At 32.8% G+C, this 341-nt stretch carries 1 protein-coding gene; it reads right to left on the bottom strand.

Features of this window, described 5'->3' with window-relative positions:
- On the bottom strand, positions 1-198 hold a 198-nt coding region (locus VQ048_RS13115), incomplete at its 3' end, for a hypothetical protein (RefSeq protein ID WP_327611999.1).
- Between the last annotated feature and the right edge of the window lie 143 nt (positions 199-341).

Consider the following 341-nt stretch of genomic DNA (forward strand, 5'->3'; position numbering starts at 1 on the left):
ATTAAAACGAGGATCCCCAAAATCTTTAATCCGATAGATGCCTGTTTTTTTATCCTTGTAAATATTACAAGAGGGATTTTTATCATCATAAAAAGGGTTTTTAAAGTTTTGTCCCACTTTCCAATTCCCTGAAACATAATAACGAAATACTTCCAGTCCGTCATTCGTTTTACTTAATAGGTCTTCCTTTTTTAACATACGAATGTGCTTTTTGGGTTAGGCTTTCTAAATAATCCTCTGTACTTTTTACTACATTAAATTCCATAAGTTTTCGGATACTTCCCAGAGTGTAAAAGTATTGTCCGTGAACTTTAGAGTAAGTGATTTCATTGTTCTGTCGC

It is taken from the genome of Bergeyella anatis (assembly GCF_036016955.1).
Taxonomy (GTDB): domain Bacteria; phylum Bacteroidota; class Bacteroidia; order Flavobacteriales; family Weeksellaceae; genus JAYWXI01.